The sequence below is a fragment of the Salipiger sp. ABF4_146 genome (assembly GCF_056161345.1).
In genome coordinates this window covers 1-26,365 of sequence record NZ_JBSWYX010000038.1, presented here as the reverse complement: position 1 = coordinate 26,365, position 26,365 = coordinate 1, and the positions used below count along the sequence as shown (strand labels likewise).

At 64.0% G+C, this 26,365-nt stretch carries 19 protein-coding genes and 1 pseudogene; 14 read left to right on the top strand and 6 right to left on the bottom strand.

Annotated features, from left to right (window positions below; genetic code table 11):
- The 6 genes from ACXAJT_RS26470 to ACXAJT_RS26445 form a co-directional block, all read left to right on the top strand.
- Positions 1–984: hypothetical protein (locus ACXAJT_RS26470; protein WP_475241648.1), on the top strand; the 984-nt coding region annotated here is incomplete at its 5' end.
- A gap of 673 nt (positions 985–1,657) precedes the next feature.
- Complete coding sequence (locus ACXAJT_RS26465) at positions 1,658–2,512, top strand: hypothetical protein (RefSeq protein ID WP_475241646.1); 855 nt, start codon at positions 1,658–1,660, stop codon at positions 2,510–2,512.
- Complete coding sequence (locus tag ACXAJT_RS26460; protein ID WP_475241644.1) at positions 2,509–3,786, top strand: TolC family protein; 1,278 nt, start codon at positions 2,509–2,511, stop codon at positions 3,784–3,786. The genes ACXAJT_RS26465 and ACXAJT_RS26460 overlap by 4 nt, the downstream gene beginning before the upstream one ends.
- Before the next feature lie 33 nt (positions 3,787–3,819).
- Positions 3,820–5,952: a type I secretion system permease/ATPase gene (locus tag ACXAJT_RS26455; RefSeq protein WP_475241642.1), complete on the top strand. Its 2,133-nt coding sequence runs from the start codon at positions 3,820–3,822 to the stop codon at positions 5,950–5,952.
- The gene (locus ACXAJT_RS26450) at positions 5,952–7,124 is read left to right on the top strand and encodes an HlyD family type I secretion periplasmic adaptor subunit (RefSeq protein WP_475241640.1); all 1,173 of its coding nucleotides are present in this window, start codon (positions 5,952–5,954) and stop codon (positions 7,122–7,124) included. The genes ACXAJT_RS26455 and ACXAJT_RS26450 overlap by 1 nt, the downstream gene beginning before the upstream one ends.
- An 85-nt stretch (positions 7,125–7,209) precedes the next feature.
- Complete coding sequence (locus tag ACXAJT_RS26445) at positions 7,210–8,511, top strand: BamA/TamA family outer membrane protein (RefSeq protein WP_475241638.1); 1,302 nt, start codon at positions 7,210–7,212, stop codon at positions 8,509–8,511.
- A 143-nt stretch (positions 8,512–8,654) separates the two neighbouring features.
- On the opposite strand, the gene ACXAJT_RS26440 is transcribed toward ACXAJT_RS26445, so the two are convergent.
- The 3 genes from ACXAJT_RS26440 to ACXAJT_RS26430 all read right to left on the bottom strand — a co-directional run bounded on the left by ACXAJT_RS26440 (position 8,655) and on the right by ACXAJT_RS26430 (position 12,905).
- Positions 8,655–9,917 carry a glycosyltransferase family protein gene (locus tag ACXAJT_RS26440; protein WP_475241636.1) on the bottom strand — a complete coding sequence of 421 codons (1,263 nt, stop codon included), beginning with the start codon at positions 9,915–9,917 and terminating at the stop codon, positions 8,655–8,657.
- A gap of 151 nt (positions 9,918–10,068) precedes the next feature.
- Positions 10,069–10,710 (bottom strand): response regulator transcription factor, encoded by a 642-nt coding sequence (locus ACXAJT_RS26435; protein WP_475241632.1) that lies wholly within the window; start codon positions 10,708–10,710, stop codon positions 10,069–10,071.
- Between the two features lie 128 nt (positions 10,711–10,838).
- Entirely contained in the window at positions 10,839–12,905 is a 2,067-nt protein-coding gene (locus tag ACXAJT_RS26430) for a hybrid sensor histidine kinase/response regulator (RefSeq protein WP_475241629.1), read from the bottom strand.
- A gap of 486 nt (positions 12,906–13,391) precedes the next feature.
- On the opposite strand from ACXAJT_RS26430, the gene ACXAJT_RS26425 reads away from it, so the two are divergent.
- Complete coding sequence (locus ACXAJT_RS26425; RefSeq protein WP_475241625.1) at positions 13,392–16,400, top strand: BapA prefix-like domain-containing protein; 3,009 nt, start codon at positions 13,392–13,394, stop codon at positions 16,398–16,400.
- A gap of 527 nt (positions 16,401–16,927) precedes the next feature.
- Positions 16,928–17,917, top strand: coding sequence for a response regulator (locus tag ACXAJT_RS26420; RefSeq protein WP_475241623.1), 990 nt, complete (start codon positions 16,928–16,930; stop codon positions 17,915–17,917).
- Between the two features lie 307 nt (positions 17,918–18,224).
- On the opposite strand, the gene ACXAJT_RS26415 is transcribed toward ACXAJT_RS26420, so the two are convergent.
- The 3 genes from ACXAJT_RS26415 to ACXAJT_RS26405 all read right to left on the bottom strand — a co-directional run bounded on the left by ACXAJT_RS26415 (position 18,225) and on the right by ACXAJT_RS26405 (position 20,236).
- The gene (locus ACXAJT_RS26415) at positions 18,225–18,875 is read right to left on the bottom strand and encodes a PRC-barrel domain-containing protein (protein ID WP_475241621.1); all 651 of its coding nucleotides are present in this window, start codon (positions 18,873–18,875) and stop codon (positions 18,225–18,227) included.
- Positions 18,876–19,394: 519 nt separating this feature from the next.
- On the bottom strand, positions 19,395–19,913 hold the full coding sequence (locus ACXAJT_RS26410) for a type II toxin-antitoxin system YhaV family toxin (RefSeq protein ID WP_475241619.1): 519 nt from the start codon (positions 19,911–19,913) through the stop codon (positions 19,395–19,397).
- Positions 19,910–20,236 (bottom strand): type II toxin-antitoxin system PrlF family antitoxin, encoded by a 327-nt coding sequence (locus ACXAJT_RS26405; RefSeq protein WP_475241617.1) that lies wholly within the window; start codon positions 20,234–20,236, stop codon positions 19,910–19,912. Before ACXAJT_RS26405 ends, ACXAJT_RS26410 begins: the two co-directional genes overlap by 4 nt.
- A 308-nt stretch (positions 20,237–20,544) precedes the next feature.
- Here ACXAJT_RS26405 and ACXAJT_RS26400 point away from each other — a divergent pair, with 308 nt between their 5' ends.
- The 6 genes and pseudogenes from ACXAJT_RS26400 to ACXAJT_RS26375 all read left to right on the top strand — a co-directional run.
- Positions 20,545–21,102: a hypothetical protein gene (locus ACXAJT_RS26400; protein WP_475241615.1), complete on the top strand. Its 558-nt coding sequence runs from the start codon at positions 20,545–20,547 to the stop codon at positions 21,100–21,102.
- A 154-nt stretch (positions 21,103–21,256) separates the two neighbouring features.
- Positions 21,257–21,730, top strand: coding sequence for a DUF2939 domain-containing protein (locus ACXAJT_RS26395; RefSeq protein WP_475241613.1), 474 nt, complete (start codon positions 21,257–21,259; stop codon positions 21,728–21,730).
- 151 nt (positions 21,731–21,881) lie between these two features.
- On the top strand, positions 21,882–23,627 hold the full coding sequence (locus tag ACXAJT_RS26390; RefSeq protein ID WP_475241611.1) for an NAD+ synthase: 1,746 nt from the start codon (positions 21,882–21,884) through the stop codon (positions 23,625–23,627).
- Between the two features lie 60 nt (positions 23,628–23,687).
- Positions 23,688–25,049 carry a nicotinate phosphoribosyltransferase gene (locus tag ACXAJT_RS26385; protein ID WP_475241609.1) on the top strand — a complete coding sequence of 454 codons (1,362 nt, stop codon included), beginning with the start codon at positions 23,688–23,690 and terminating at the stop codon, positions 25,047–25,049.
- A gap of 17 nt (positions 25,050–25,066) precedes the next feature.
- Complete coding sequence (locus tag ACXAJT_RS26380; RefSeq protein WP_475241606.1) at positions 25,067–25,855, top strand: hypothetical protein; 789 nt, start codon at positions 25,067–25,069, stop codon at positions 25,853–25,855.
- 102 nt (positions 25,856–25,957) lie between these two features.
- A pseudogene (locus ACXAJT_RS26375) lies at positions 25,958–26,275 on the top strand (cysteine hydrolase family protein); the annotation flags it as partial.
- Positions 26,276–26,365: the final 90 nt, after the last annotated feature.

Here is a 26,365-nt window from a genome sequence, read left to right as displayed (position 1 = left end):
ATCGTCACCGGCACGCTCGATGTGGTCACCGGAGAAGACGGGCTTCTCGACTCCACGCTCGATATCGTGGCGGGGGACGATGGCCTGCTGGGGTCGCTCATCGGTGGCGGCAGTGACGGTTCGCCCGCGGCAACGCGCCCCGAACGCGACCCGGTCGGTGTCATCGCGCAGATCGCCGGGCTCGACGCCAGCCTCACCGAAGCCGACACCCCCGCCGAGCCCTCGGTCACCGACCCGGCGCCGGAGCCCGAGCCCGAGGCAGGTCCCCTCGACACGCTGCTCGGGGACGCCGAGCCGGACCTTGCCGCGCTGGCCGATACCTTGGTGCCGGACCTGTCGCTAAACATCTTGGGCCAGGGTCCGGGCGCGCTGGCCGACCCCGAGCTTGACGCGCAAACCCCGGACCCTGCGCCGGAAGCGGAAACTGGAGCCGCGACCGCCCAATCCGCGACGGCCGAGGACGATTTTGTCGAATCGCTGCTCTCGAGCAGCGGCGAGGACATGCTGCTCGATGATGTGCTTGGCGGGCTGCTTGGCGAAGACGATCCGTTCGGCGTCGCCAGCGACGGCGAGGGCAGTGCCGCGCCGGACGACAACACGGCCGAGCTTCTCGCCGGCCTCGGGCTCGACGACGGGCTGGGCGGGGCGCTGGTGGAACAGCCTGGGGCCGATAGCCACGAAGATGCCGACGACAGCGCCGAGATCGACGCCCTGCTCACCGAGATTCTCGGCAGCGCGGTGGATGGCGACATTCTGTCGGGCGCCCAGGGCGCCTTTGACGCGCTCTTCGAGACCGCCGAGGATCCGGCTGGCGACCTCTTCGCCGAGGAACCGGCGGGCACGGTGGCCGAAGGCGACGACAGCCTGCTGGGCGAGGACGCGATCGACAGCACCCTGGCCGGCCTCTTCGACACCGGCGCGGGTGAAGGGCAGCTGGGCGGGCTGCTGCGCGACGGCGGCGGCACCGACGACGAACACGCGTAACGGCGCGGCGCAATTTGCCCGGCGCAATGCGTCTGACCGACAGCGCCCTGACCAGCTGCCGGTTTTGAGCTGATGTTTTCTTCTGGCCCGGCGCGTCGCTCTTGCCTGAACCCTGCTCTGGCCTGAGCGTTTCCCCCGGCCCGTCGTTACGCGCAGGCCCGACGACTTACTCGATTCCAGCCTCCAATCCGACGGACTAGACCCTTGGTCAGCGCTGAAATCACTGCACAATCACGGGCAAGGTGCCCCGTGCGGGACATCCGCCAACGACTCCCCGCCCTGACGCTGCGCAACAGCGGCCGGGGCCTGTCGCCATTTGCGACCCATCCCCTGCGCCACGCCGTTAGCGCAAATATGTTTCGGCGCGCGAAATTTATTGGGCCGCCCGCCAAATTTCAGACCAAATTCCCCGTGATACTTGCATGTAGGTGGCGAAAACCGGTACCTGTGACTGCTTCGCATATCCCACGCGGCGATGAAAAAAATATTGCACCTTTGGGTTGATTGCGGCAGAAATATAGATGTAACTTAGATACATGTTTCGCGATCGGGTAGCGCTTCACGACCCTTCCCGGAGAGTACGAAACTGCGAAGTTTGTGTTTGTGTGCGCCACTGGGCGGCATTCTTAAGAGGAGTATGTGGGGGAAGACACTGCCGTCCATTCGGTGAGGAGTGATTGGTATGGCAATAGAGTTAACTTCGCGCCCCTTGTCCGGACATTTGTCCGGCGAGCCCGGGGCATCAAAGGTCGTGACTTCGCATCTTGCGCTGAACGAAATCACGGAGATTCGCCTTTTCGAGGCGCAATCCGGTGTTGCTGGTTTTCGGAAAATTGGCCCCGATCTGGAAATATCTTTCACGGACGGTCGTAATCTTAATCTCGGCAACTTCTTTGTTGCGGGCCCTGACGGGGAATTCAGCACGGTTGTTTCCGGCGATGGCGCAGAGCTCGTATCGGGGCTTCTGGTGCCCGAGCCCGATCCCGAGTCGCTGACATTCTGGTCCGAGGCCGCCGCCGATTCTGCTGGCGATTCCCCTGCTGCGTCGCAGCCACTGCCGCGAGCCGATGCCGAGGCAGCGCCGTCGCTGTCCTTCGCCGCCGAAAGCGGTGCTGCGCCCGAGGGCGGCGCTGACACGAGCCCGGGCGGTCTGCCCGGCGGTCTTGGGCTTGCCAGCGGCCTTGGCGGCCTGTCGCTGCTTTCGAGTGGCGAGGGGTCGGATTCAAGCCCTGCCGCCGATGCCGCCCCGCTCAACCACCAGGACGAAGCTTTCGACGAGGCGTTTGCCGATGCCGCTTTCAGCGATGACGCAGAGCTGAGCGATGCCGAGATCATCGCGCTGCTCGGCATCGACACGGACCCCGAAGGCACTCTGGATCACGCTCTCGCAGCGCTAGTGTCGCCCGGCACCGAAAGCGCGGCCGGCGGCCCGCTGCTGCTTGCGAGTACCGATGAAGCCCCCGCCGCGCTCAGCCCGCGGGCCTTTGACGACCTCCTCCCAGACATCCCCATCGAAAGCGACCTATGATACGACCCCGACTCCCCGGCCTTCGCGGGCTTCTCAGCCGTACCGGCGCCGCCGCAGCGCTGGCGCTCTGCCTGGCGCCTGCCCCGCTCGCGGCGCAGATGAGCCTGACGCAGGCGCTTGGGCTGGCGACCGAGCTTGACCCGACGGTCACCGCCAAGCGCCAACAGGTGGCCAGCCGCACGCTCGGGATCCAGGCCGCGCGCGATGCCTATTATCCCAGCGTCAACGTGTCGGCGGACAGCAATACCACCGATGCCAACGGCCCCGGGATCACCCTGACCATCTCGCAGGTGCTCTATGACTGGGGGATGATCCGCAGCCAGATCAAATCCGCGACGCAGGCCCGGGTGCGGGCTGTCTCGGACCTGAAGATGGCGGTCGAGGCGCTGACCCTCGACGTCGCCGAGGCGTTCCTCGATGTCGAGATCGCCGACCGCAAGATCGCGCTGACCCGGGAGTATGCCAGCTATGCTGGCCGGCTTGCGCAGCAGGCCGAGGATCGCGCCCGCGCGGGGCTTGGCGACAATGGCGAGGTGGCCCGGGCCCGGCTCGAAATCGCCCGCGCCGAGGACCGCATGGCCACGCTGCGCTCGGACCGCGCCCTGAGCCTGTCGCAGATCGCCTTCCTGACCGGGCGCGACCCCGGCGGCGTGGTGCCGCCGCCGATGCTCGGCTATTCCGGCCGCTACGGCAGCGGCGCGCAGATAGCGCAGGCGGTGCAGATCGCGCCGGAATACCTGTCGAGCCAGGCGCGCGCCGCCGAGGCCGAAGCCGAGGTTCAGCGCACCAAGGCTGCGCGGCTGCCTACGATCAGCCTGCAGGCCGAGGGGCGCACCGATCTCAACGGCGGGCGCACCCGCACGGCGCTTGGCATCGCCGCCGGGGTAGACCTGAACGCATCGAACATCGGCGGGCGCAGCATCCAGATCTCGCAGCGCGATTTCGAGGCGGCAAAATTCAATCTTCAGGGCGTCGAGCGTCAGCTGACCAACGTCGCGCTGACCTCGCTCCAGCAACTGCGCGCGCTCAGCGCCACCGAAGCCGCCCGCGCCACGCAGCTCGAGGAATCGCGCCGCGTGCTCGACACCTACGAGGAACAGTTCACCGCCGGTCAGCGCGACCTGATCGACGTGCTGACCACCGGACGCGACCTGTACGATGCGCAGATCGACCAGGTCGAGACCTACGAAGACCGCAAGCGAACCGAATATGAGGCAGCGCATGACCTGGGAGTCCTGGGCACGCTGATCCTTGAAGCCACCCGAACCCAGTGATGTGACCTGATTGACGAGTTTCGGAGAAGCCATATGACCGACCCAGCGCAGACAGACCCGCTTGTCGCAGGGCTCATCGAGCTATGCCGCAGCCAGGGGGTATCGACTTCCGCGGTACGGCTGACCGATGGGCTGCCAATGCCCAAGGACGGCAGCATCTCGATGGAAACCGCCGCCGCGGCGCTGCGACGGGTCAACATGAGCTGCCGGATCAGCCGCGAGCCGCTGTCCTCCTTCCCTGCGCACAGCCTGCCGATCCTGCTGTTCCTGCGCTGCGGCCGCACCGTGGTGCTCGAGAAGCTGAGCAAGGTCAGCGCCACGGTGGTGCTGCCCGAGGCCGATGGCGGCCGTGCGATCTGGGGCCGGCGCGAGCTCGAGACGCTGCACGACGGCCGGGTGCTGGTGTCGAAGCCGATCGACATCACCTCGGACCGGCTCGATGAAAAGAGCCCCGACCGCCGGCACTGGATTTTCGGTCCGGTGCTGCGCAACTGGTGGGTCTATCGCGACGTCGTAATCGCATCTTTTGCCGCCAACCTGCTGGCCATCGCCACTGCGCTCTTCTCGATGCAGGTCTATGACCGGGTGGTGCCCAGCAACGCCTTCGACACGCTCTGGATCCTCGCCTCGGGCGTCGCGTTAGCGATCCTCCTTGAGCTCGTGCTGCGGATCACCCGTGCTGCGCTGGTGGACATTTCCGGGCGTGACCTCGACCTGCAGCTTTCTGCCAAGCTGTTCAACAAGGTTGCCAACATGCGGCTGGCACATCAGCCGACCTCGACCGGGGTCTTCGCCAACCAAGTGCGTGACTTTGCGACGGTGCGTGAATTCTTCACCTCAGGCACGGTCACCGCGCTATGCGACATTCCCTTTGTGTTGATCTTCATCGCCGTCATCTGGTCCATCGGCGGCCCGATCGCGCTTGTGACCATGGCCGGGGTGGTGCTAACCGTGGTGCCTGGGCTGCTCATGCAGTCGCGCCTCGCGCGGGCCTCGCGCGAGAACACCCGCGAGGCGGCGGCGCTGAACGGGCTGCTGCTGGAGACGATCTCGAACCTCGAGACGGTCAAGGCCGCCCGCGCCGAGACCCGGCTGCAACGCGCGCATTCCCAGCTCTCGGCGACCATGGCCAATACCGCGGTGCGCACCCGGCGGCTGACCACGCTGATGACGCAACTGGTCGGCGGGGTTCAGAAATTTGCTTATGCTGGGGTCATCGTCTGCGGCGTCTACCTGATCAGCGCCGGCGAGTTAACCGTTGGCAGCCTGATCGCCTGCACCATGCTCTCGAGCCGCACCCTGACCCCGATGAGCCAGGTCTCCGGGCTGCTGGCGCGCTGGCAGCAGGTGCGCGCGGCGCTCGAAGGGCTCGACCGCATCATGGCGCTGCCGGTCGAGCGCCCGGAGGACCGCCATTTCGTGCGCGCCATCGATCTGACCGGAAGCTACCGCGTCGAGGATCTCGCGTTTCGCCACGACCCCGCGGCGCCGCCGATCCTGCAGCTCCCCGAGCTGCGCATCAAGGCGGGCGAGCGCATCGCGCTGCTCGGCGGCAACGGCGCGGGCAAATCCACGTTCTTGAGGCTGATGGCGGGCTATGTCGACGCCCAGCAGGGCAGCATCCTGCTCGACGACCTCGCGCTTGGCCAGATCGACCCGCTCGACCGCCGCCGCCAGATCGGCTACCTGCCGCAGTCCGTGGCGCTATTTCAGGGCACGTTGCGCGACAACCTGTTGCTGGACCACGGGCTGCACAGCGATGACGATCTGCTGGCGGCACTGGACGCGGTCGGACTCGGCAGCTTCGTGCGCCGGCATGTGCGCGGGCTTGACCTGCAGCTCAGCGGCAATGGCAATGTCTCGGGCGGGCAGCGGCAGTCCATCGGCCTGGCCCGGGTGCTGCTGCAGGATCCGCGCGTGGTGCTGCTCGACGAGCCGACCGCGGCGCTTGACCACATCACCGAAGCCCGGGTGATTGCCCACCTCAAGACCTGGCTCGAGGGCCGCACCGTCATCATCTCGACCCACAAGCGCGAGCTGCTGGCCCTGACCCAGCGCACGCTGGTGCTGAAGGATGGCAAGGTCGCACGGGATGGCGACCTGGGCGAGATCCTCAACGCTGCCCGCGCCCGCACCGTGCAGAATGCCAAGGTGAAGGCCGTCTGATGAGCACGCCCGAGTATTTTGACCCAAGCCATGTTGACGGCAGCTTCCGCCGCCAGACTCTCGCCAAGTCGCGGCTCACCATCCAGGTTGTCGTGCTCAGCCTGATTGCGGCGATCGGCTGGGCGGCGATCGCCCAGGTCAATGAGGTCACGCGCGGCGATGGCCGGGTGATCCCGGCGCGGCGCATGCAGACCATCCAGAGCCTCGAGGGGGGCATCCTCTCTGAGCTCAAGGTGCGAGAAGGAGATATCGTCGAGCAAGGGCAGGTTTTAGCCCGGCTCGATCCGACCCGCTCGCAATCCGCCTTCATGGCGGCGCAGTCGCAGATCACCGCGCTCACTGCCGAGGTCGCCCGGCTCGAGGCGGAGGTGCTCGAACACCCCGAGCTGGCGTTCGGCGATACCCCGAACGAGGCCGAGCGCACCGAGCTGCGGCTGTTCACCGCGCGCCGCACCAAGCTCGAAGCTTCGCTCACTGCGCTGGAAAGCGAACGCAGCGCCATCCAGGAACAGATCGCCATCACCGCGCCGCTCGCTGAGCGCGGCTCGGTCAGCCGTATCGACCTGTTGCAGCTGCAGCAGAAGAAGGCCGAGCTTGACGGCCGCATCGGCGAGGCCCGCAACGCCTATGTGCAGGATGCCTACAAGGACCTAGCGCAGCGTCGTGCCAAGCTGGCGACGCTGCAGGAAGAGGTGGTGCAGAAGCGCGACGAGCTGCAGCGCACCGATGTGCGCTCTCCAGTCGAGGGCCGGGTCAACAATATCGCCATCACCACACTGGGCGGGGTCGTGCAACCCGGCGAGCCGATCATGGAGATCACCCCGATCGACGACCAGCTGGTGATCGAGACCAAGGTTCTGCCTCGCGACGTCGCCTTTGTCGCGCCAGGCATGGCCGCCAGCGTGAAGATCACCGCCTATGATTTCTCTACCTACGGCGATTTGCGTGGCACTGTAATGCAAATCTCCGAAGATACGGTGGAAGAAGAAACCAAACAGGGGCCGCAGGATTTCTACAGGGTCATGGTTGGAACTGAGCAGAACTACCTCGAACGCTACGGCGAGAAATTTCACATTCGTCCCGGGATGGTGGCGCAGGTCGACATCGAAAGTGGCGACCGCTCCGTGCTCAGCTATCTGACCCGTCCGCTGTTGAACGCGCGGCTGCGCTGACAGAAGGCAATCAATGACCACTCATCTGCAAGACAGCGTGCTCCGCGCGTCCCGGTGCCCTGCCCGACCGCACGGCCTTCCTGCGATGCGCCGCCATCGCCTCGTCACCTGCGCCTCGGCGCTGGCTCTGGTGCTGCTCCCCCTTGCCCGCGCCAGTCAGGCCCTCGTTTACAGCGAGGTCGAGGTCCGCGGCGCCCGTTTCGTCCCCGAGGATGACATCCGCGCCACCTGCGACGCCCGGCCCGGCGCCGATTACGACGAGTTCGACCTGCGCGCCATCGAGGACTGCCTGATACTGACCGGCGTGTTCGAGCGCGTGCAGCTGCGCGGCGAGGGTGACACACTGGTCATCGACGTGACCGAGGTCGACACCCGCCCGGGACGGCTAGAGGGCGCGCTGTCCTACATCACGCAGGATGGCTTCGTGGCTGAGGCCTCCTACGAGCAATACAACCTGCTGCCCGGCACCTTCGGCTCGGCACACCTATCCTTCAACCGGCAGGTCCGCGAGCTGCAGGGCCATCTCTACCGCGCCGACGCCTTTGGCGACACGCTCGACCTCGGTCTCGATACGATCTGGCGCGAGACCGACTATGACGACCGCAACTACTCCGACGGCGGCTTCCGCATCGAGCCTTACCTTGCCTGGACCCCCACCGAGGATTTCCGGCTCGAGGCCGGGCTCGGCTGGCGCGACTACCGCATGTACGACGTCGAAAACGATGCCAGCCTGCTGCTGCAGCGCGAAGAGACCGATGGCATCTCGGCGCCATACACGCGGCTCGCGCTGACCTTCGGCGCCAGCGCCGAGCCGGTGTTCGGCGAGGATTGGGCCCGCCCGGCCTATTCCATCGAACTGCAGCAGTATTTCTGGAACCTGGGCACCGAGGACGCGCTCTCGGACAGCCGCGTCGAGCTGCACACGCGCTCGCCTCTGGCACCCAAGTTGAGGCTGCTGACCACGATACGCGGCGGCAGCGTCACCGGGCTGCAGGGCAACGACACCCGCGCCACCGATCGGTTCTTCCCCGGCGCCGACACCTTCCGTGGCTTCGCGCCGCGCGGCATCGGCCTGCGCGACGGCGACGATATGCTGGGCGGCAACAAGTATTTCGTCGCCTCCTTCGAACTGCAGCGTGACTTCGGCACGATGCTGTCGCTGCCGCTGCGCGGCGGGGTGTTCCTCGATACCGGCGCGGCCTGGGGGCTTAGTGACACGCTGGACGGGCAGATCGACGACTCGCGCCACATACGCAGCAGCTCGGGGCTCTCGCTGACCTTCGACGTCGCCGAAATCCCTGTCTCACTCTACCTCGCGAAACCGCTGTACAAGCAATCCGGCGACGAGGCTCAAGCCTTCGGCCTGTCCTTCAGCGCTCGCTTCTGATCGCCGGTAGGCCGCGGGAGACCGAAGGGCAAAGGTGGGTCGACCAAAAAGCGCGTCACGGTGCGGGCTCTTTCGCTCAGCTGGCAAAAACAGATCGCATCAGGGCCGAGGGGCAGAACGCGTACCTGATCTCGGGCGTTTTTTCAGAGGTCTGCCGGGTCGCCGTTGGTCGCGGCGCGGGCGTCGCGACGATCCATGGCCTTCCGGAACAACCCCATGTAGCGCGGTGCCACCGCAGGTAGGCTGTAGTGCAGCCGTGCCAGGTAGCGCGCCTTCTGGCCATAGCGCAGACGCCGCGCCGGATCGCCGGCCAGCGCCTCGATCTCGGTGATCCAGGCATCGTCTTCGTCGGGCAGCAGCCGGCCGTTGATGTCATCAAGGATTAGCTCGGCCGCATAGCCTCGGTTCGGCGCCAGCACGCAGCCGCCGCGGCCGAGGATCTCGACCAGCCCCCAGTTGGCAACACCGAACTGCAGTGGATATAGGAAGAGGTCGATCCCCGCGAGCTGCTGCGCAAATTCCTCGTAGGGCAGCTTGCCCGGAAAGCGGATCACCTCGGCGGCGCGCGGATAGAGGTTCAGCAGGTGATCGCGGAAGCTGGCGACCGCTCCGCCGTATTTCCGTTCCACCCATTGTTGCTCGTACCCGTAGGTGCTGCCCTCGGCACCGCCAAGCGCGACGAACTCAGCTTGCAGGCCGCGCGCCGCGAGCTTGTCGACCAGCCGCACGAAGACCTCGAACCCCTTCGAGCTCGACAGATCCCGCGCCGAGAAGCCGATGGTGAAGAGCCGCGCCCTGCCCTCGGTGTCAGAGGCGCTGGTGGGCCGATCTTCGAAAGCGAAGCCCTCGAGCTGCACCTCGATATTGCCCTGCAACGGCTCGGGAAACATCTGTTTGGCGTGATGGCTGGGGCAGATCACCAGATCGCTGCGCAGCGCCTGGTGGAAGTTCAGCATCTCGAGGTTCTTGTCGCCCATGCGCTGGGACTGGTCGGGCGGGTAGTCGGCGCTCCAGCCATGGGCGCGATAGCTCGGGAATTCGATGTAGCTGACGATCGCCGCCCCTGTCTCGCCATAGAGGAAATGCGGCGCCCCCCAGAGCGAATGCGCGACGATCACGTCGATCTTCTTCTTTTCCTCGAACTGCTGCACCGCGCGCAGCAGCCCGCGCCCGATCCGCGCCGAACGCTCAAGTTTGGCGGTGTAATAGTAGCTTTGCGGTCCGACCACCGAACCGTCGGGCTTGAACGCCAGGATGTGTTCGCCCCGCTCGGCATTGCGCGCGCGGTGGCCGGGGGTGGTGAGGAAATAGGTCTCGGCCAGCTTGGCCTGGCGCAGGTAGTCACACAGCTGCCCGAACTGCCCCGGATAGACCGCCCCGGCGAAAACGATGACCGGCTTTTGCATACACTCCCCCCCTTTGCCGCATAGACCCCGCACAGCGGGGCCCGGGCCGAGGTTAGGAGACCAACCCCAAAACCGATACATACTTTGGAGAGGATTGCTGCGGATGCGGCAGATCCGCCACGCTCCGCCTTCTGGTCAGATAAGGGTGCGTTCAGATCAGATTCATGTCGCGGGCGACGATGACCGCCTGCGTGCGGTTGCTCGCCTCGAGCTTCGAGCAGATCGACTTCACGTGCATCTTCACCGTCGCCTCCTTGAGCCCCAGCGCGGCGCCGATGCCGCGGTTCGACTTGCCTTCGGCCAGCTCTGCGAGCACATCCGCCTCGCGCTCGGACAGCTTCGCCGTCGCGCGCGGCTCGCGCGGGGTCACCCGCTGGCGCTCGATCAGCTCCACCGGGATGTAGCGCCCGCCCGCCGCCATAAAGCGGATCTCGTTGGAGAACGCCTTGAGCGAGGTGGTCTTCAGCACGAACCCAGCGCCGTTCATCGCCAGCACTTCGGGCACCAGATGCGCCGGCGGATTGCTGGTCAGCAGCGCCACTGGCTTGCCGTCATTGCGCTCGATCGCCTTTGCCAGCCCCTCGAGCCCGTTCATCCCCGGCATGTTCAGATCAAGCAGAATCAGATCGTAGGGCCCGTCACGGTCGACCGCCGCCAGCGCCTGTTCGAGGTCGGGCGCGGTCGAGGCGCTCACGTCGTCGAGGTTCTCGATGAACTGGGCGAACATCTCGAGGACCATGGCGTGGTCATCGGCGATGAGGATGCGAACCGGCTCCGCAGTCTTGCTGGTCATGCTTTTACTTTCTCTTCCTGCACGGGTTCCGCGATCAGCCCTTCCCCCTGCCAACGCGTATCGTGCATCAATATGACAAGCTCAGCCGCGATCCGCCAGCGGCAGCGGTCAGGTCAGCGCGCCTGGGATCAACCAGGCTCTCCGCGCAGGCGCGCGCCGGTGCTTTGCACCGCCGCTTCCAGCGCTCCCAGATCGGCGGTCAGATCACCCGCGCCGGCCTTCACCGCATCCTCCAGCGCGCGCAAGCGCCGCTCCACCAGCGCGAGGCCGGTCAGCCCGCACGCTCCCGTCGCGGCGTGGAGCGTGCAAGCCGTGGTCTCGCCGACACCGGCGCGCACCGCGACCAGCGCATGCTCGGCCTCGGCGAGCGCGCGCATCATGAAGGCCAGCGCCTGGTCGCGGCCAAGCTCGTTTTCGAGCTCGGCGGCCACATCGGCGTCGAGCACCGGGCTCCTGCCACTGGGGGCGCAGCGCCGGGATGCCGGCGTAGATGACGCATTGGTTGAGGGCGCCGGCTCCTGAGGCGCCGCTGGGGAGGCTGCCGGGGCGCGCAGCGCGCCAAGCGCGGCGCAAAGTTCACCGGGGCGGATCGGTTTTTCCAGCACCGTGACCATGCCCGCCTTGAGACAGGCGGCGCGGATCCGGTCGTCGGCATGGGCGGTCAGCCCGACGATGCGCGGCGCGCCGGGTACGATGCCGGGCCCCGACCGAGCCCGGATGCGCCGCGCCAACTCGACGCCATGCATCCCGGGCAGGGTGACATCCGACAGCACGAGCTCGATACGGCCCGCGCGGTCCTTTGCCAGTAGCGCGAGCGCGTCGGGGCCGCTGCCCGCCGCCGTGACCTCGGCCCCGGCATTGCGCAGCACCTGGCACAGCCAGTTCCGGCTCGCAGGGCTGTCCTCGACCAGCAGGATTCGTGCGCCCTGCAAACGCGGGTCGACCGCGGCGGGGCGCGGCGCAGGCGGCACCGGATCCGCCGCAGCCGCCATATCGGCGGGCAGGCTGAAACGCGCCCGCAGCACCGTTCCGATCACCCCCGCCGCGCCCTTACCCGCCGCGCCCTCGCCCGCCGCACCAGAGCCCAGGCGGTCCTCGACCTCCAGCGTCCCGCCAAGCTGCAGCAACGCATGCGCCAGCACGTCGAGCCCGCCCGATGGCCGGCTCGATGTCCGACCCTCCACCGGTTTCGCGGTGCCGGCCGCCGGCGCGGTGCCGCCCTCGGTGGCCAACCCGAGAGCCGCCTCAAGCCGGTCGCGCTGCGCCTGCGGCAGACCCCCGCCAAGGTCGCGCACCTCCAGCAGCACCTCTTGCAACGGCGCATCTGCGCCCTGTTCTGATCCCTCCGGCGCGGCGGGCAGCGGTGCCTGTCGAAAGGCCACGTCGATCTCGGGGCCACCGTATTTCACCGCATTGTCGAGCATGTTCTGAAACAGCGCGCGCACGAAGCGCACCGGGCCGACCAGTTGCTCGGACCCCGAGACCTTGCTGCTTAGGCGGATCTCTGCACCGCGTGCGGCAGCCACCGGGTGCAGCACCGCGATCAGCTCATCAAGCTCCTGCGCCGCCGAGAACGCCGTGTCCGGCTGCAGCCCGCTAGCGCGCTGTTCGCCGCGCAGCACCGAGAGCACGTTGCTGACGTGCTGGAGCGACAAATCGGCCGCCCGACGCAGGCGCGCCAGCGCCCCCGGCTCTGGGGCATCGCCAGCGATCAGCCCTTCCGCCGACGCCAGCAACGACTGGATCGGAGTCCGCAGGTCATGCGCAACCCGTAGCAGGGTCGCCGCTCGCGCCCGGTTGCGCAGCCATGTCGCCTCATCCTCGGAGTCCGACAGGCGCAGAAAGAATCCGGTGGCCGGTCCCACCGGCAGCGCCACCAGCTCGCCCTCCAAAGCCTGTCCGCCGCGGTTCGCACAGACCCGGACGCTGCCAGCGCGCCGCGCCCGTGCCATCATGTCGGGCCACTCCCCCTCTAGCGCGAGAGGGCCCTGACCGCCGAACACCTGCTGCAGTGGCGCGGACTCGAGTCCCAGCGCCTTGGCAGGAGCATTGGCAAGTAGGATGTTCCCCGTTTCGCTGGCAAGCAGCGCCGCTCTCCGATCAGTTGCGATCAGCCGCGCGATGACCTGCACCACGGGACGGTAGACCGAGAGATCCTCGTCGCTACTGGCGGTCTTGCGGATTTCATCAGCCATGCATCCCGTCCTCCCTGCCACGGCCGGTCATCGCTATCATCTTCCGGCAGCTGCGGAGCCAGAGTATAGGCGCGGACCGCCGAAAAGGCTCCCACCGGGCGCAAAAGATTCGCGGCAGCGCAAATTGATCACATACTTTAGTATGTCTACTTAGCGCCTACACCCGGGGCATGCAATGGATCGGGCTCGAATGTTACTGCGCGTAACCCGGCCAAATCCCCGAAAGCCGCAGCGCCAAGCGCTCGCGCCTACCAAAAACCCACGGAAGTTCTGCTATTCCCGCGCGATTTGTTTCCACAACTGCCGTCAATTCGCCCCTGAATTGCACATTACCCGCGGCATCGGAGCGCAATGGCGGAAATTTCGAGAGCCACTCAAAGGGATGTTGACGAGATATCCTTTAGTATGTTTCTCTACATACTAATTAATGTAATCATCTAAGTTTCCTCGCGGCAGGTCACGCGAGGCTATCCAAGGGGTTTAGAGATGGCTGACACGGTTATTCAGGCAGGTCCGGAAATCGGCATTCGCATCGACGCGGTCTCCGAAGACATTGCGCGTTATGGTCGTCAGGGTAAGACGCTGATCGTCGATCTGAAGAACGGCGACCGGGTGATCATCAAGGATTTCTATACCCCTGCGGAGAACGACTCCCTGCACAGCCTGATTCTCGGCGATTCCACCGAAGCCGGAGTCGAGGGTGAGCTCGACGAGGCCGCCGGCCTCGGCATGAACATGGAGGAGCAGGCGGCACTGGCAGCAGCCGGCATCGCCGGCCTGGGGCTTGCCCTGTCCGGCGGCGGCGGAGGCAGCAGCTCGCGGAGCGACAGCACCGACGGCACCGACACCACCGACGGTACCGATGGCACCGACACAACCGACGGAACCGACGGCACGGATACCACCGACGGCACCGATGGGACGGATACCACCGACGGCACCGATGGCACCGACACAACCGACGGAACCGACGGCACGGATACCACCGACGGAACCGATGGCACGGACACAACCGACGGAACCGACGGCACGGATACCACCGACGGCACCGATGGGACGGATACCACCGACGGCACCGACGGCACGGATACCACCGACGGCACCGACGCCACGGATACCACCGACGGCACCGATGGGACGGATACCACCGACGGAACCGACGGTACGGATACCACCGACGGCACCGATGGAACGGATACCACCGACGGCACCGATGGAACGGATACCACCGACGGCACCGACGGCACGGAGACCACCGACGGCACCGATGGAACGGATACCACCGACGGAACCGACGGCACGGATACCACCGACGGCACCGATGGAACGGATACCACCGACGGCACCGATGGGACGGATACCACCGACGGAACCGACGGCACGGATACCACCGACGGCACCGATGGGACGGATACCACCGACGGAACCGACGGAACGGATACCACCGACGGAACCGACGGCTCGGATACCACCGACGGCACCGATGGGACGGACCCCACAGACGGAACCGATGGCACCGACCCCACCGACGGCACCGATGGCACGGATACTACCGACGGAACCGATGGCACCGATGGCACGGACACAACCGACGGAACCGACGGCACGGACCCCACAGATGGAACCGATGGCACGGATACCACCGACGGAACCGACGGCGCTTCCACGCAGGGCGTGCTCGACCCGCTGGTTGCCGATGCCGGGCTACTCGGCGGGCTGACAGGGAACGAAAGCGCGCTCGGCGAGGTGACCGGCTCTGACGGGCTGCTCGGCGACATCGCCGGCCCGGAGGCTCCGCTTAGCGAAACCGTCGAGCAACTCTTCGGCCAGCCCCTGGTCGGAGATGGCAGCATCAGCCGGGAAACCGGGCTCGCCGACGCCGTGATCGCGGATGACGGGCTGCTCGGGGACGTCACCGGCAACTCTGGCGCGCTTGGCGAGGTCACCGGCTCGGACGGCCTGCTTGGCGAGATCGCCGGCAACGACGGTGCGCTCAGCGCCATCACCGGGGCCGACGGTCTGGTCGGCGAGCTGACCGGAACCGGACTGCTCGGCGAAGGCAATGGCAGCGACGATCCCGGTGAGGAGCCGGGTACCGGCGAGCTGCTCGATGAGATCATCGGCGAGGAGGGGCTGCTCTCGGGCCTGCTCGGCGAGGGCGAAGAGCCCGGCGAAGGCGAGGGTCTGGTCGATCCGCTGATCGCGGACGGCGGGCTGCTCGGAGATGTCACCGGCAACTCCGGCGCCCTTGGCCAGATCACCGGTTCGGACGGTCTGCTTGGCGAGATCGCCGGCAACGACGGTGCGCTCAGCGATATCACCGGGGCCGACGGGCTGGTTGGCGAGCTGACCGGAGCCGCCCTGCTGGGTGACGGCGACGCCGGCGGCGACGATCCGTCGGAGGAGCCGGGGACCGACGAGCTGCTCGATGGGGTCATTGGCGAGGATGGGCTGCTCTCCGGCCTGCTCGGCGAGGGCGAAGAGCCCGGCGAAGGCGAGGGTCTGGTCGATCCGCTGATCGCGGACGACGGGCTGCTCGGAGACGTCACCGGCAACTCCGGTGCCCTTGGAGAAATCACTGGCTCGGACGGCCTGCTTGGCGAGATCGCCGGCAACGACGGTGCGCTCAGCGATATCACCGGGGCCGACGGGCTGGTTGGCGAGCTGACCGGAGCCGGCCTGCTGGGTGACGGCGACGCCGGCGGCGACGATCCGTCGGAGGAGCCGGGGACCGACGAGCTGCTCGACGGGATCATCGGCGAGGATGGGCTGCTCTCCGGCCTGCTCGGCGAGGGCGACGCGCCCGGCGATCCCGGCGACGGCGGCAGTCAGGGTCTGGTCGATCCGCTGATCGCGGATGGCGGGCTGCTCGGCGATATCACCGGCAACTCTGGCGCGCTCGGCGAGATCACCGGCTCTGACGGCCTGCTCGGCGAAATCGCCGGCCCCGATAGCCCGCTGAGTGACCTGACCGAAGAGCTCTTTGGCCAGCCACTGCTGGGCGACGGCATGATCTCCCCCGAGATCGGCCTCAGCGATGGGATCATCGCCGATGGCGGGCTGCTCGGAGACGTCACCGGCAACTCCGGCGCGCTCGGCGAGATCACTGGCTCGGAAGGCCTGCTCGGCGAACTCATCGGCAATGACGGCGCGCTTGGCGACATCACCGGGGCCAACGGGCTGGTCGGCGAGCTGACCTCCACCGGCACCATGGGCGAGACCGATGGCGGCGGCACGCCGCAGGAGGACCCGCTCGGCGACTTGCTCGACGGGCTGCTCGGAGGCGACGGCGATAGTGCCGGAGACCTTCTTGGCGGCGGGCTTGAAGGCGGGCTCAGCGAGACGCTGCTCGGTGACCAGGGCCCGGTGGGCGGCTTGCTGGGCGGCGGTGGATCGCTGCTCGGCGGCTTCTCCGGTGATCACGGGGATAGCCCCTCCGCCGGTCCTGACCTGCTCGACGGACTGTCCGGCCCAACAGACGAAGATTTCAGCTGACCCCACTCACGGATCCAGTTGAAATGGCCTGCCCTGCTGCCCCTTCCCCCCTTCGGGCGGGGCAGGCCACCTAACTCCCGCACGTACATCACAGACCTCATGTGACCAAGGAGTGCCAATTGATGCCCGCTCACCTCACCTCCGCCGCCGCACCAACATCCCAGTCGAACAGCGCGTCGCAACGAGTAGCCGCCACAAAGCTACCGGCAGCGCAGCGTGTTGCGAGTTTCGGACACGCCTGCGTCGAGACCCAAGTGGCCGCCATTCTTAGCACGAAATTGGTAAAGGAGGAGCAGGCCGAGAAGCCCGCTCTATCGTCCGCCCGCCTCGCACAGGACTGCGCCGACCCGTCCCAGTCTCACTCGCGATTCTGTGCCGGATGGTAGCTCTTGCCCGGTGCCTGCCTCGGCTCGCTATCCTGGGTCGGACTCTTGGCAGCCCTGCTCTGACCGAGGGCTAAGCCCGACAACGCCAAAGAACGTGCGAACAAACGCGTCACAAGCCACTGCTATCATGAGGAAGTACCCATGCGCATACTCGCTGTTGACGACAGCCCCCTGATGCAAGATCTCCTGCCGTTGCTGCTCGAGAGCGACATGGTGGTCCACAGCGCGGCCAGCGGCCGCGAAGCACTTCGTCTGCTGAATGGATCGGAACTGGCATTTGACTGCCTGCTCCTGGATATCGAGATGCCGGAAATGGATGGCATTGAACTCTGCCGCCATATCCGCGCCCTTCCGCGCTACGCTTCGACCCCGATCATCATGTTGACAGCGCGCACCGATGGCGGAGATATTGAGGCCGCATTTGCCGCCGGGGCCAATGACTACATCCTCAAGAACCTCAGCGCCCGCTCGCTCAACGGTCGGCTGCGGGTCGCCGAGCGCCTGCGCGCCGCACCCGAGATCGTTCGCGTTGGAACGCAGCATCTGCAGGCGCCGCGCGGCACTCATCCTTTCGGCTACAAAGACAGTATCGCGCTGCCCTCCAGCGAGGCGTTGGTCGACTCATTTTCGCTCGGAAATTATTTAGCGCAGTTGCCTCGTAAGGGCATCCAGCGGAGCCGCATTTTTGGCGCGCAAATCCATGACTTTGCAAGCCTATATGCCAATACAACCACGGGAGAGCTGACCGCACTCTTGGAGCAAGTCGCACAAGGTCTGCATTCCGCGAGCGAGGCGCCTCGGCTACTCACCAGCTACGAGGGCAGCGGTACCTTTATCTGCATCGCGCGCAGTTCAGACCTGCCATCACCCAATCGTATGGAGGCCAGACTCAGCGACTATCTGAACAGCCTCTTGCCGCTCACCGAACCAACTCAAAATATCAGCCGAATGCCGGCGGCCGTGGGAGCGCCCGTACCGCCGTTTTCCAACAAGACGCAGCGTGTGAGAAAATCCCTCCTGCGTGTCCGCGCTCGGCTAAAAGCGCGCTGCGCGCAGCACGAACCTCGAGATAGTCGCTTTCGCTATCCGCTGGAAACAGTCGCCGCCCAGGTCAACGCGTCCTCTATTTAGCTTGCCGCCGTGAGGCAAATAGAGCCTCGTCTTGGGATCTGGCCTCATTGGTTTCAGAGCCAGAAGATGACGGTTGCGGCTAGCGCCTCGGTGAGAGGTAGCAAAGTCCGTAAGACGCGAGTTCGCGCATGCCGCGGCTTCGCGTTCGCGGCGAATAGCCGGACCTGGGAAGGTTCGCAGAAGCGGGTGGACATGAAACCAACTTGGCGGCGTGGTGCGATCCAACCGTGGAAGATTGGCGAAGCGCCGGCTGAGATTTCAGCCGGGCGCTGGCAAAATTCGGCAACTCAGACGCGGACGAAACGCGTCATTCTGTAGGTGCGGCGCCCACCGTCCCGGCTTCGCCACCCGTCATACCGGTCTCGCTATTCATGTCGGTTCCGGTTGCCCCCATCGCGTCACCCGTCGCAGGGGGCGGGGTCTGCTTATCCCTGTATTGGTATTCAGGCGCGGCATCTGCCTCCTCTCGCGTCATGGCGAGCTGAATGGCGTTGCCGTCGTACTGGATGTCCAACTGGCTATATTCGACTGCGATGTCCTTTTCCCCGATACCAAGGAAGCCGCCGACACCTAGGATTACAGCTGTGATCTGTCCGTCCTCAGTGAGAATGAAATTCTTGATGCTGCCGATGGTCTCCCCGTCCGGTGAGGTCACCGACGTGCTGAGCAGCCAGTCGCCGAGCATCTCGGCGCTGTCCTGTTGCGGCACGACAGTCTCCGAGGGCGGCACAGTTGTTTCGCTGTCCGCGCTTTCGGTCGCAATGCCGTCGGCTGGAGCGGGCTCAGTCGCCATGTCGCCGGCTGCGGGCGCGTCCCCCGCCATCTCAGCGTCCGGAGTTTCGCCCTCCGTCAGTTCTGCGGGGACTTGGTCCGTTGGCTGGATGGTCGTTTCCTGAGCCCATGCTGAACCTGTCACGATGGGAAGAGCGATGGCAGTGATATAGAGATACTTTTTCATGGTCTTGGTCCTTCTGGTAGACGAACAAGTCCTTCCTGGAAATGGTTCGGCAGGCTTTTTGCTGTTTATTCACATTAGCAACGAAGACACTATTTCTTGCCGAACTTTCGGTAGCTTAGTGGCAATCCGGCGCGCAACGCGGCTCACGCACCAAAGCAGTGGAACTGGGGGGATTGATTTAGAGTTGAGTCTTTTGGTGCCGGTCAACGCGGGCCGCAAGCGTAGTAGGGAAGCGTAGTAGGGCTGCTACGTCACGCCGATCTACCGAACCGCGTCTGCGATCTCCGCAACTTGGTCATGCAGCACTTCGATCTGCCGCAGGTTCGTTATGACGTATTCGGGCTTCTCTCGTCACGCCATCTGATGACATTCCTGCTTTGCAGACGCGGTGACATTTCAACTTGGTTACAACAGAGATGGATTTTGGGCGCCCCTAATTCCCACTTGCCAGCCCCCCCCCCGCCGAAAACTTACGAGTATTCCCACACCCGGTCTGGTCCCGAGCGCCCGTTGACCTGGTTACCGATCTGCCTCCGCTTCAAGGGAAGTTTCGAACCGCTTGTCTGCCGCCGCGGCTTCTTTCAAGAGCGCGTCGAAGTTGTCAGGTGGATTGCCATTGTCCAGCATACCTTTGAAGGTCGCATAGGCATCCGTCTTGCTGCCGTAGGCGCGTAGGGTCTTGTCGTCGTTCACCCATGCCACCACAATGACCTTTGCATCGCTGTTGAAGCGGTAGAACAACCGATACTGCTGGAAGAATTTCGCCCGGAACCAGTGCTTGCGATGATCGCCGAGTGCGCCGCCTTGCCGGAAGGCCGCTGCACCTGGATCCGCTGGTATAGCCTCGGTCACCAGCGTGAAGATGGCGGCCAGCCGTTTCGCGCAATTTTTCTTGCACCAGGTCTTGGGATCGCGGGCCCTACGCGTCTCGACTTCCTCGGTCAGCCCTTCGAGCTGGTCCAGAAATAGCGGGTGCGCGTAGATCGACCATCCGTTTGCGACAAGAGGCGCTTGAGCGGGCTCGCTATCGCCGCTCATTCGTCCTCGAGCGATAGCGGAGCATCGAGATCAACCTCAACGTCTCCGACAAGTGCTGCAAGACGGTCATGCAAAGCCCCATCAAACGCCCGGATGCGGTCCGGATGCGCCGTGATATCTGCCTCGATAAAATCGAGAAAGGCCCCAAGCGCAGGGTCTTCTTCTTCAGCGCGCACGGGCTCAATATAGACCCTGCCACTCGGTTCCGTGCAGTAGCGAATTTGATCGCCCTTACCCAGCTTAAGCTGCTTGCGCACACCCGCCGGCACGGTCGTCTGATACCGATCAGTGAGTTTCGAGACATCTTGAGCGAGCGCTGTCATGGCAGTCTCCTGAAAGAAAGAGGTCGTTGCTGCCCGCTATAGGTAATGCGTTTGCATTGTCGCGTCAAGACAAGCCGCCGGTCAGGTGGATGAACCGTCCGCCGCAGCATCTATTCGCGCCCCGACTGGACCTCCACCAGCACCCGGCTGGCAGTACCTCAACGCGACGTCCGCAAATGCCTGGGCTACCGATCGCCAGTCTCGCTGGGCGCCGCAGCTGAATAGAAATAGCCCAATACCCATGCGTGCCGCCGACCAAAAGTTGCTTCACGCTGCCTACCTGGGAACCAGCACCAGAGGTTCCCCGCATGAGTCACTTTGAAAGTTGGACTGCCTATCACGGTATTCGCACGCGCGACGTTCCTGCAGAGACCTTCGCCTTCGGAGACCTCTCAGACTTCCCCGAAGGCATACACCTGGGTTCGTTGGCTCAGGCCAAGATGCGCGCCGGGCGCGGCACTGTGATCGAGGTGACCGTCAATGCCTCCCAACTGTCTCCGAACGAACTGAAACGCGTGAAGGACCGCCCGGGCGGCTGGCGCAGTACCAACAAGCGCGCGCGCAGCAACGGATCGGCCGCCCTCGTGTACCTCAACCGCTACGAAGGCGTCGACCAAGTCGCCCTCGAAAAGATCCTGACAATCGGAAGCGACAGGTTCAACCGGATGAGCGACGCAGAGGTCCGCAAGCGCGTGCCAGAGCTTGAAGACAGCTGGGTCATCCTCGATCCTGAAATCCTCACCATCGAGCGCAGTCTCGGCCCCGAGGAAGTCGCAAGAATGCTCGCTCATGAGAGCTCATTTAACGAGCATATGGATGTCCAACCAGCATCGATCCAGACCGACAGCCCTGCGCCAAGATGGTGACCCATACACTTTTCCAATTTGTTTTCAGAGTTTCCCCGGAGTATCTCAGTAAAGAATGACCGATAGCCAACTTATTGGCCTATATCCGATCTATTCTATTTACACGTCACCTCACTTACGCTTTACATAGCGTCACACAGACCAAAGGAATATTATGAAGAAGCACATCGCCGCTGGCGCTCTCGCACTTGTTGTGCTTGGTGCCCATGTTTTCGCCAGCCCGCTGATCGCTGCGTCGAGCCTCAAGTCCGCCATCGACAACCAAGATGCCGATGCCCTTGTCGCCAAGATCGATTTCGTTTCCCTCCGTGAAAATGTCCGGTCCGAAATCGACGATATCGTTGCCGCAGAACAGAACCCCATGGCGCGCGAGATGACGAAAGCCATTCTTACCGATATGTTGGACAACTTCGCCAGCGAGCAAGCGGTCACGTCCTGGGCCAACAGCGGCATGGGAGCGAGACCCAACACCGGAGACATGGACTATAGTTTCGGCTTCGGCGTCACGCGGTTCAAGATCAACCTAGAGACCGACGCAGGCCCCGTAAGCCTCGTGATGGCACCTCGCGGCCTAACCTGGAAGGTCGTCGGTGTGGAGTTCGACCCGACCGCCCTCGGGATGGCCTGACAACACCACACGACCGATCTTCGAACAATGGCGCCAGTTTATCCTTGCATTATGGATAGGCTGGCGCCATATCTTATTCTACCGAGCCCCAATGGTGGGGTTGCGGCCTAAGCAAAATTTCCGTCCCACGGTGGGATGAGAAGGAGCAGACATGACACAGGATGCATTGCATCTTGTCCTAGTGCAGGACAACCCGACCGTCGGGGATATCGACGGAAACACCAACATCGTTCTCGACGTGCTGAGCCGCAATGCGGTCGCAGACCTCCTGGTTTTCTCGGAGTGCTTCATTTCCGGTTACCCTCTGCAAGACCTGGTGCTTCGCCCCGGCTTCCTGTCGCAAGTTGATGCCGGCATCGAGCGCATCCGCCAGGCCGTCGTCGATAAGCAGGGCCCGGCCATCCTGATCGGTGCACCTGTCGCAAGAACGACCCTTCCCGGGAACGCAGCACTGCTGATCGATGTCGATGGCTCGATCCGCACGGTCATGAAAACCGAGTTGCCCAACAACGATGTCTTCGACGAGCGCCGTGTCTTCGCCTCGGCCGAAGGTAGCCGCCCTGCCCCCCTCTCCTTCCGCGGCTTCCAGCTTGGCGTCCAGATCTGCGAAGACATGTGGCATGGCCGGGTTTCGCGCGGCCTTGCGGACGAGCTTGCAGATGTACTGCTGGTTCTCAACGGCTCTCCCTATCAACGCGGCAAGCACGATGTCCGCCTGCGCCACGCTCGCGCACGCGCCAAAGAGACCGGCCTGCCCCTCATCTACGTGAACCAGTACGGCGGTCAGGACGAGCTCGTTTTCGATGGTGGCAGCTTTGCCTTTGATCCCGATCCCCACAGCCCGGACGGCAGCCTTCTGCAGGGGCCGGCCTTCGATCGCGCCGAACAGAAGGTATCCCTCAAGCGAGACCAGCTGGGACAGACCACCATTGGCTTTGAGGGCGGAGAACGCGCACTCTACCCTGCTGACCCCATCGAGACCGACTATCAAGCCTGCGTTCTGGGCCTCAGAGACTACCTTGGCAAGACCGGCATGAAACGGGTCGTCCTCGGCGTCTCGGGCGGTCTCGACAGTGCGCTGGTGGCCACTATGGCTGCCGACGCAATCGGCTCTGAAAACGTCATCGGGGTAATGATGCCCAGCCTGTACACAAGCCAAGAAAGCATCGACCTCGCCACCGAGCTCATGAACCGCCTGGATATCCACCAGCGAACCATCAGCATCGAAGATGCCTTCAGTGCTGTCGACGAAGCGATGTCCGTATTCTGCGAGGAACTGGCTCCGGAGGTGGGTGAAGACCCCGATCTTGCACTGGCTCGAGAGAACTATCAGGCCCGCTTGCGCGGTCTCAAGTTGATGGGCATCACCAACGCCATTCCCGGCACCATCCTTCTGTCGACCGGCAATAAGTCGGAGATGTCCGTGGGCTATGCAACGCTCTATGGAGACATGAGCGGTGGCTACAACCCTCTCAAAAGCGTGTGGAAAACCGACGCCTTCGCCATGGCCCGCTGGCGCAATGGATACGAGGGTTTCGATACTTGCGATCCCATCCCGACTGAGATCATCGATCGGCCGCCATCAGCAGAACTCGCCGACGACCAAGAGGACGCGAACACCCTCGGTGACTATGAGGCGCTCGATTTTGTCCTGCGTATCTTGGTCGAAGAATTCGGTAGTTCGAAGGTCGCTGCTACCCGCCTGGAAAAGACGTTCGGAAACGATCTGCCCCGCCTGACCGGTGGCATGGACGCACAAACCTACTCGGACCGGATCGCCGGGCTGCTGCGCAGAGCGCAATACAAGCGGATGCAAGCACCGCCGGGTGTGAAAATCAACGCGACCGATTTCGGCGCCGGGTGGCGGTACCCGACTGCAGGCATCTACTCCTTCTGAATTTTGCGCGCGCCCAGGTGATCTGGGCGCCCTCCCCCAATTCTATTTCGAGACAACACCATGACCACCAACTTTGCTCAGCGCATCCACAACGCGAACTATAAATTCGACCCCTACGTCCGTTCGCTTATGGACACCGACTTCTACAAGCTCCTGATGGCCTACTTCATCTGGAAGCACTATCCGGATGTCGGTGTGACCTTCACTGTCAAGAACCGCACCAAGGCGGTGAAGCTGCCCGCGATTGTCCCCGAGGCGCAACTCCGCGAGCAACTCGACCACGTCCGCTCGCTACGCTTCACCAAGTCGGAGCTCATCTGGCTCAAAGGCAACAGCTTCTACGGCCAGGAAGGCATCTTCCCCGGCGACTTCATTGCCGCTCTCGCCCAGCTCCAGCTGCCCGACTATCACCTCGAGGTCCGGGATGGGGAATACCACATCACCTTCAGCGGCACTTGGTTCGAAACCACACTCTGGGAGATCTACGCCCTGGCAGTGATCAACGAAGCCAAGTCCCGCGCGGCCATGGCTGACATGTCCAAGTACGAGCTCACCGTCCTCTATGCGAACGCGACCTCCAAACTGGTCGCCAAGCTGAAGGCCCTCAAGGAAGCCGATGTCGGCGGAATTGCCGAGTTCGGTAGCCGGCGCCGTCACGGGTTCCTCTGGCAGGAGTTTGTGATCGAGGCCATGCAGGAGGAACTCGGCGCGGGCTTCATCGGAACATCCAACGCGCTGCACGCCATGCGCATGGACCTCGAGGCAATCGGCACCAACGCGCACGAGCTCCCGATGACGATCACCGCCTTGGCCCGCCTGGACGGCATGCATGACGGCGAGAAGCCTTACGACAAGCATTCGGTATTCATGAGCCAGTACCGCGTCCTCGAGCAATGGGAACAGACTTTCAGCGGGAACCTTCTGGTGGCCCTTCCCGACACGTTCGGCTCCACTCAGTTTTTGCAAAACGCAGAAAGCTGCTTCCCGAACATCGAGCACTGGACTGGCTTCCGGGAAGACAGCAAGGATCCCTATATCGCGGCCGAGGAGAAGATCGCGTTCTGGAATTCGCTCGGCGTCGATCCCCGGAGCAAGCTGCAGCTGTTCTCGGATGGCCTCGACCACAAGCTGATGATCGACCTCAGCAACAAGTTCCGGGATCGCATTCGCTGCGGCTTTGGCTGGGGCACCAATGCCACGAACGATTTCAGAGATTGTGATCCCCGCGGCGGGACCGACCTCAACCCGATCTCGCTCGTCTGCAAAGTCACCGAGGTGAAGGACCTCAAAACCGGCGGCAAGGTCGGCGCAGTGAAACTCTCGGACAACTACACCAAGGCCACCGGCCCCGAAGAAGAGATCGCCTACTACCGCGAGGTCTTCGGGACTGAAGGCGTCGCCGACATTCCGGTCGAAGTCTGAAGCGAGGAGATACTAAAATGGTAACCAAAACTCTGAAAATTGATCCCCGTATCAGCAACGACCGTGTCGGGCTCATCATCTCTCGCCAGCAAGTGAAGACGCTGGCCCACGCCGGCATCGAAAGTCAGATGATGATCGACAACTCGGTCAACATCATGGGCCTGGGCTCGTGTGAAAAGCATGGGGTCGAGGGCAACCCGCTCACCGCGGACCAAAAGCGCATCGCGCATCAAGGCATCTGGGGCAACGCGTTCAAGATTTGCATGCTTCAAGATATCGGCGCGACCGACCGCACTGCGGATTGGGGCAACTACGTCCTCGACCGCATCGCGAGAAACCAGCTCCCTGAACCGACCGACCTCTACTCCGGATCAAAGCATGAAGCCCGCTGGTACGAGGCTCACTTCGCGTCGCTCAAGGTCGAGCCGACGTTCAAGCGCGGTCGCTTCAACGTTTGGGAGAACCCGGATACGGGGAAGCGTATCCACATCCTGGACCGCACAGAAGACGGCATCTCTTCAAGCGAAGCCCGCATGCTGATCGAGCGCCGCGATCCCGCTTGGATGGACATGGTGCCAGCAAAGCTCTGGAACTACTACGAGCAGGAGTATCCGCCCCACCTGCGCGTGGCCATCGAAGTCGAACCGACTGAAGACCAAGATCCGCAGACTGACTTCCCCAAGGACCAGCCGGTTGGGACCAAGTGCATCTATATCGACGATCCCGAGCGGGTCTTTATCCTGCGGGATGACGGAAAGTGGCGCACGCGTTCGGACTCTGAAAATCGCAAGAGCATGGGGGACTGATCCCCTGCCATGCGTGTGCCTGGGCCCCAAGTTGGGGTCGCGGGCAGCGCACCAACCTACCGGCCCCAATGGTGGGGTCAGGAAAACTGAAAGTGACTACCAATGTTTGACATTAACACCATCGACCAAGCTACGACGGCCCTCCTTGTCATCGACGTGCAGTACGATTTCCTGCCCGAAAAGGAAGCCGCGTGGAATGCAGGTTCTCTCGCTGTTCCGAATGGCAACGACGTCCTGCCCGAAGTCGACGCCCTCATGACCGCCTTCGACAATGTCGTCATAACCCAGGACTGGCACCCCGCTGGACACCAAAGCTTCGCGTCCGCTCATGAAGGGAAAGCTCCCTTCGAGACCACTGAGATGCCCTACGGCACCCAGGTTCTCTGGCCCGACCACTGCGTGCAAGGCACTGGCGGTGCGTAAACGCTGTCGCCGCCCCACATTGCCGACGGGATCAGCCATTGCGAGTTGATACGCATCCAAAGAGAAGGAGTGCGTTTCGCAATGTTC